The following is a 6818-nucleotide window of genomic DNA, read 5'->3' as shown; positions in this document are numbered from 1 at the left end:
CCGGGAAGCGCTTCGTAGAAGAAGTCGAACAGATCGTCATGCAGCGGCACGACCTTCTTCATGAACTCGACATACTTCATCAGCCGCACCATGTAATCGGTGAACAGCTGAACGGTGGGGACGGTTCCCACGCCGCCGGGGTACAGCGTCGAGGGGTGAACGTGCCGGCCTTCCATGATGCAGAACATCTCGCGCGTCATGCGGCTCATCTGCAGCGTCTCGCGGTAGAACGATCCGGTGAACGGATTGAGCGCGCGCATGATGTCGCCGATGGTCTTGAAGCCGTGAATGCCGCCGTGCGGGGAATCGGTGCGATTGGCTTTGTCCAGAACGCCCGGATTGGTTTCCTTCACCATCTGTTCGCAGAAATCGACGCCCACCAGGTTGTCCTGGTAGATGTTGTGGTCGAACATATACTCGGCCGCTTCGCCGAGGTTGGTGATCCACTCGCCCATCTCCGGCGGGCGAACGCCGAAGGCCATGTTCTGCGCATAGCAGGCGCACACGGCGTGGTTATCGCCGCAGATGCCGCAGATCCGGCTGGTGATGAAGTGGGCGTCGCGCGGATCTTTGCCCTTCATGAAGATGCTGTAGCCGCGGAAGATGGATGAGGTGCTGTGGCACTCCGCGACTTCTTTGTTCGCGAAATCGAGTTTGGTGTAAATGCCGAGACTGCCGACAATGCGCGTGATCGGGTCCCAGTTCATCTCGACCAGGCGCCGCTGCGGGGTTCTTGTTTCGGATAGTGGTTCGGTAATGGTCGCCATGTTCTTAGATCTCCTGTTCCCTTAAAACGCCTGCGGATGATAGCCGGTGGTCAACTTACGACCGGGATGCCGCCACTTCGGTTCCTTGTTGACGGTGTGGTTGGTGATGGCGCGCAGCGAGCGGATCGCCGTGCCGTACACACCGATGGTTCCCGCGGAAATGCGGGCACCGGGCGGTTCGTCCATGAACGGCATGAACTTATCGGGGAAGCCCGGCATGGTGCAGCCGATGCAGATGCCGCCGACGTTCGGGCAGCCGCCGATGCCCGCCATCCAGCCGCGCTTGGGCACGTTGCAGTTGACCACGGGTCCCCAGCAGCCGATCTTGACCAGGCACTTTTCGGAGTTGTAGTCTTCGGCAAAATCGCCCTGCTCGTAATAGCCCGCGCGGTCGCAGCCTTCATGCACGGTGAAGCCGAAGAGCCACTTGGGACGCAGCTGGTCGTCCAGCGGAATCATCGGCGCGAGGCCGGCCAGTTGGTAGAGCAGATAGAGCAGCGTCTCCATGAAATTGTCCGGCTGAACCGGGCAACCGGGGACGTTAACGATGGGCAGGCCGGCTTTCGATTTCCAGTTCCAGCCGAGATAATCGGCCAGTCCCATGCAGCCGGTGGGGTTGCCTTGCATGGCGTGAATGCCGCCGTAAGTGGCGCAGGTACCGCAGGCAACGACGGCCGTGGCCTTGGGCGCGAGACGGTCGATCCATTCGCAGGTGGTAATGGGCTGCCCGCTGGTCGGGTTAGTGCCCAGCGCCGCCCAATAGCCTTCCTTCTTGATTTTCTCGTTGGGGATCGATCCTTCGATGACCAGAACAAAGGGTTCGAGACGGCCCTTTTCCGCCTCGTACCAGTGCTTCATGAAGTCGTCGCCGACTTCGTAGGCTAGAACGGGATTGTGCAGGTGTACCTTCGGAAGCCCGGGGATGGCGCCGAGGAGCACGTCTTCGATGCTGGGTTGCGTTGCGGCTGTGATGGAAACGGTGTCACCGTCGCAACTTAGGCCGGCGGTGATCCAGAGGATGTGAACTTCGGGTGTAGCGGGAGCTTTTTGCGTTGACCTGCCGTACGGAATCGGTGCTGCCGACATGGGCTTGCCCTCTCGATTAGCAGTCTCTGCCCGTTCGACGGGCTAAGTCAAGTGCTTGAAGGATTGCACGCGAAAAATCTTTTGGTTGAGTTACGGAACGTACTTTTTAGCAAATACGCGGGAGTTGTTCTGTGAATGGCAAATCCAGAACACGGGTTCCGCCGATCTCCGTTTTCAATAATGCGAATCCGGTATGGCGATCGACGACCTGGCCGATGATGCGCGCGTCGCGCCCGTGTTCATGCCCGCGCATGGCGGCGAGTACCGGTGCGGCGGATGCGGCGGGGACGAACGCCACCAGCTTGCCTTCATTCGCTACCCACAAAGGATCGAGCCCGAGGATTTCGCAGGCGCCGCGTACGTCATCGCGCACGAGCAGCGTTTGCGCGTCAATTTCCACGCCGGTTCCCGATGACGTCGCGATCTCACACAGTGAAGTCGCGAGGCCGCCGCGCGTCGGATCGCGCAGCACGTGAACGTCGCCGGCTTCGAGCATCACACGCACCAGATCGTTGAGCGCTGCCGTATCCGACTGAATCGTGCCCTCAAATTCGAGGCCTTCGCGCTTCGATAAGACAGCCATGCCGTGATCGCCGATGGACCCGCTGATGAGGATTCGATCGCCCGGCTGGGCGTTGCTCGCGGAGATGTTCACGCCGGCGGGAACGAGTCCGATGCCGGCCGTGGTTACGAACAACCGATCTGCCGAGCCCTTGTTGACGACTTTGGTGTCGCCCGTGACGATGGAAACTCCGGCGCGGCGTGCGGCTTTGCCCATCGACTCCACCACGCGAGCGAGCTCTTCCACCGGCAGCCCTTCTTCCATGATGAAAGCGGCCGAAAGGAACAGCGGCTTGGCTCCGCTCATGGCCAGATCGTTCACCGTGCCATTCACGGCGAGATCGCCGATATCGCCTCCGGGAAAGAAGATGGGCGTGACCACGTAGGAATCCGTCGTGAAAGCCAGGCGCTCGGAGCCGGCGGTGACTACGGCCTGGTCGTCCAGTTTCCGAAGTATCGCGTTATCGAAAGCGGGGAGGAAAAGATCGCGGACCAGCTGCGCCGTCAGCTTGCCGCCGCTGCCGTGCCCCATGATGATATTCTTCCGCTCGGTGATGGGGAGCGGGCAGGACAGCGCAAATTCCGTGGGCATTCCTTAGCCGTGTACCGCGAGCGAATCCGCGCTGATCAGGTGGCGGCCGTAATTGTAGTAAGCCGCGCAGGCGCCTTCCGCCGAAACCATGGTCGCGCCCAGCGGCGTTTCCGGAGTGCAGCGCGATCCGAACGCCGAGCAATCGGTCGGCTTGGCGAGCCCCTTGAGCACCTGCCCGCTGATGCAGATCGACGGCTCTTCGGTGCGGATTCCCTCCACGTGAAACAGGCGCTCGGCATCGTGTTCGCGGAACTCTTCGCGCAACTGGTAGCCGCTTTGCGGGATAGTTCCGATGCCGCGCCAGCCGCGATCGCAAACCTCGAAGACGCGATGGATCATGGCCTGCGCTTCCGAATTTCCTTCGCGGCGCACGGCGCGCGCATACGCGTTCTCGAGGTCCGCGCGGCCCTGTTCCAGTTGGCGCACGGTTAGCAACACGCCTTGCAGAATATCGATCGGCTCGAATCCGGTTATCACGATGGGCACGCGGAATTGATCGACGATCGGCTCATACTCCGTCCAACCGACAACGGCGCAGACGTGGCCGGGACCGAGGAACGCCTGCACGCGATTGCCGGGCGATTGCAAAATCCCCATGATCGCGGGCGGCACCAAAACGTGCGAAACCAGTACCGAGAAATTGCGGATGCCTTGCACGTGCGCCTGCCACACGGCCATGGAATTCGCGGGGGCGGTGGTTTCGAAACCGATGGCGAAAAAGACGACTTGCTTATCCGGATTCTGGCGCGCGATTTTCAGGCAATCGAGCGGCGAATACACAATGCGAACCGCACCGCCTTCCGCCTTGATCTTGAACAGATCGCCATCCGAGCCAGGGACGCGCAGCATGTCGCCGAACGAGCAGAAGATGACGTTGGGCCGGCGCGCGATGGCGTGGGCTTTGTCGATCATTTCGAGCGAGGTTACGCAGACCGGGCAGCCGGGCCCGTGCACCAGCTCAATGTTCTCGGGCAGCAGGTAATCGAGCCCGTATTTCACAATGGAGTGCGTCTGGCCGCCGCACACCTCCATCAACACCCACTTCCGTGTGGCCGCCCGCCGGATCTCGTTGGCGATCTTGCCGGCGACTTGCGAATCGCGATACTCGTCAAGGTACTTCATGTGAACTGATCTCCGGTTCCCCGTCGTGCAATTCAGACAACTGATCCATCTCCGCGAGGTATTGATAGGTGCGCGCGGCCTCTTCCTCGTCGAGTTTGCTGATGGCGAACCCGACGTGTACCAGCACGTAATCGCCGATCGCGGCGTCGGGCAGATAGGAGAGGCAGGCTTCGCGCGTGATGCCGCCGAAATCGACCTTCGCCATGCGGATCCCGAAGTTTTCCTGAACGGCGCTGATTTTCCCTGGAATTGCAAGGCACATCGCTTAGATTCTCCCTTCGCGCATACGAGCAGCGGCGACGGCGGCCTGGCCTAGAGAAATGCCGCCGTCGTTGGCCGGTATGCGCGCGTGCGTGAAAACTTCGAAGCCGGCCGCGCGCAACAATCGCAGCGTACTCCCCATAAGAATTCGATTCTGAAAGGTTCCGCCGCTAAGACAAATGTTGCGCAATCCGGTTTCTCCGCGCACTTTATCGCAAACCGTTCGAATTATATAAGCGATGGTCGAGTGAAAGCAAACTGACACATTTGCACTAGACTGCCCATGCAACACCTCGTGGGCGATTTGTTTAATCAGAGGGCGCACGTCGATCTGCCACGGTTTGGTTTCGGTTGCGATCTCGAAGGGATAGCAACCGCCTGATTTTGAGCCGGCGCGAGCTTCGAGAAGGATGGCGGCTTCACCTTCGTACGAGCTGGCCTGACTGACGCCGCAGATGGATGAAACCGCATCGAACAATCGTCCGCAACTGGAGGTTAGAAGCGCCGGCCGCGGCAGCAGTTGCTGGATGATCTGCAAAGTTTTCGGACTGACGGCGCGCCAGCAGGGCAGGTCGAGACCGAAGGCTTCGTCGCCGAGCGCGTCATTGAGATAAGCGGCCGCCATGCGCCAGGGTTCGCGGGCGGCGCGATCTCCGCCGATGAGCGGCACATAGCGGAGATGAGCCGCGCGCTCGAACGATGCATACTCGCAGATCAGGAATTCGCCGCCCCAGATCTGGTCGTCCGTGCCGTAGCCGGTACCGTCGAAAGCCACGCCGATCACAGGCTCCACCAAGCCGTTTTCCGCCATGCAACTCGCGATATGCGCGTGGTGATGCTGCACGGCAATCTTGGGTTCCGGGCGAGCCAGCCCCCAGCGCGTGCTCATGTACTCGGGATGCAAATCATGCGCGATCACGCGCGGCTCCGCGTGGTACACACGCTTCAGATTGGCCAGCGTCTCTTCGAAAAACGCGATGGTTTCCAGGTTTTCCAGATCGCCGATGTGCTGGCTCAGGATCGCGTAATTCGCTTTCGTCAGGCAGAAGGTGTTCTTCAGTTCAGGACCGACGGCGAGAATTTCGCCGGCTTCGAAGGGAAGGGAAATGGGCTGCGGCGCATAGCCGCGAGCGCGCCGCAGGATGCGCGGAACACCCTCGACAACGCGCGTGACCGAGTCGTCGACACGCATGAAGATGTCGCGGTCATGCGTCACTACCAGATCGCTTAACGGCGCCAGCTTGCGAAGCGCCTCTTCGTTGGCGATCACGATGGGTTCTTCACTCAAATTCCCGCTGGTCATGATCAAACAGATTGACGATCCGGAAAACAGCAGTTGATGTAAAGGCGTGTAAGGAAGCATGACGCCGAGTTGTTCGAGACCCGGAGCGACGCTGTCGGGGAACGCGCCGGGTTCGCGCAGACGCAGCAGCACGATCGGCTTGACGCTGCCGCCGAGGAGTTCGCGCTCGGCTTGTTCGACGAAGCAGAACCGCTCGACGGTCTCGAGATCGCGCATCATCACGGCGAATGGTTTGCGGCTGCGGCGTTTCAGCTCGCGGAGCCGTCCGACAGCGGCGCCGGAGAACGCATCGCAGGCCAGCTGGAACCCTCCCAGCCCTTTAATCGCGACAATGCGTTGATCGGCGAGCGCGTCCCGGATCGCCGGCAAGTCATGCGACAAACGCGGGCCGCACACCGGACAAGCGATCGGCTCGGCGTGGAAGCGGCGATCCGTTACGTCCGCATACTCCGCCGCGCAGTCCGCGCACATGGCGAATGGACGCATGGTTGTGTTCGCGCGATCGTAGGGTACGGCGCGCGTGATGGAGTACCGCGGCCCGCAATTCGTGCAATTCGTGAACGGATAGGCAGCTCGGCGGCCGTGCGGATCGGCAATATCCGCGAGGCAATCCGCGCAAGTCGCGAGATCGGGCGAGATCAACGTGAAACTTCCATCTGCCGGCGCGCTCGGCAGGATGGTGAACCCCGCGTAGCCCACCGGGTAGCCCACCGCGTCCGGCAGTTCACCGAAGATCATCGATTCGATATGCGATGCCGGCGGCGCTTCCGACCGCAGGAGTTCTTTGAAGCGGTTGGCGAGCGCGCATTCTGATGTTTCGATCTCGATCGCAACGCCCGCGCCGGTGTTCGCGACAGTCCCCGCCAGCCCAAGGCGGTCCGCTAGCCGCTTGATGAACGGGCGGAAGCCGACGCCCTGCACCACGCCCTTAACTTCGATTCGATATCTGGCAGTCTGTGTCAAGACCGACTCCCGCACCGTGGCGGCTCCCGCCCGGCTAGGGTCCACGCGGCTGACAGCGGCGGACCCTCCCTTTCGGTCGGGCTCGGAGTGGGGCTGTACGGCTCCATCGACACGGCTAGATCCCTTTTCATCGCGCGCGAGCAAGCCGGGATGAACTTCCTAA

General features: G+C 61.2%; 6 protein-coding genes. All 6 read right to left on the bottom strand.

Annotation, left to right across the window (positions count from 1 at the left end):
• Nucleotides 1-767 (bottom strand): nickel-dependent hydrogenase large subunit (locus H1Y01_RS14475; RefSeq protein ID WP_180541223.1); only part of this gene is annotated, 767 nt, incomplete at its 3' end.
• A 21-nt stretch (nt 768-788) separates the two neighbouring features.
• Entirely contained in the window at nt 789-1853 is a 1065-nt protein-coding gene (locus H1Y01_RS14470; protein WP_180541222.1) for a hydrogenase expression protein HypE, read from the bottom strand.
• A 106-nt stretch (nt 1854-1959) separates the two neighbouring features.
• The gene (gene hypE / locus H1Y01_RS14465; RefSeq protein WP_180541221.1) at nt 1960-3006 is read right to left on the bottom strand and encodes a hydrogenase expression/formation protein HypE; all 1047 of its coding nucleotides are present in this window, start codon (nt 3004-3006) and stop codon (nt 1960-1962) included.
• 3 nt (nt 3007-3009) lie between these two features.
• Nucleotides 3010-4128: a hydrogenase formation protein HypD gene (hypD, locus tag H1Y01_RS14460; RefSeq protein ID WP_180541220.1), complete on the bottom strand. Its 1119-nt coding sequence runs from the start codon at nt 4126-4128 to the stop codon at nt 3010-3012.
• Complete coding sequence (locus tag H1Y01_RS14455) at nt 4115-4390, bottom strand: HypC/HybG/HupF family hydrogenase formation chaperone (protein ID WP_180541219.1); 276 nt, start codon at nt 4388-4390, stop codon at nt 4115-4117. The genes hypD and H1Y01_RS14455 overlap by 14 nt, the downstream gene beginning before the upstream one ends.
• 3 nt (nt 4391-4393) lie before the next feature.
• A complete protein-coding gene (hypF, locus tag H1Y01_RS14450; protein ID WP_219341558.1) occupies nt 4394-6700 on the bottom strand; it encodes a carbamoyltransferase HypF in 2307 nt (768 codons plus the stop codon).
• Nucleotides 6701-6818: the final 118 nt, after the last annotated feature.

Source organism: Nevskia soli, from assembly GCF_903970205.1.
Taxonomy (GTDB): Bacteria; Acidobacteriota; Terriglobia; order Bryobacterales; family Bryobacteraceae; genus Bog-113.
The sequence above is the reverse complement of the archived record's forward strand: the minus strand, read 5'-3'. Positions and strand labels throughout refer to the sequence as shown.

Excerpts from the sequence above, each read along its gene's own strand:
- H1Y01_RS14470 (WP_180541222.1), bottom strand. The coding sequence starts at position 1,853 with ATGTCGGCAGCACCGATTCCGTACGGCAGGTCAACGCAAAAAGCTCCC.
- hypE (WP_180541221.1), bottom strand. The coding sequence starts at position 3,006 with ATGCCCACGGAATTTGCGCTGTCCTGCCCGCTCCCCATCACCGAGCGG.
- hypD (WP_180541220.1), bottom strand. The coding sequence starts at position 4,128 with ATGAAGTACCTTGACGAGTATCGCGATTCGCAAGTCGCCGGCAAGATC.
- H1Y01_RS14455 (WP_180541219.1), bottom strand. The coding sequence starts at position 4,390 with ATGTGCCTTGCAATTCCAGGGAAAATCAGCGCCGTTCAGGAAAACTTC.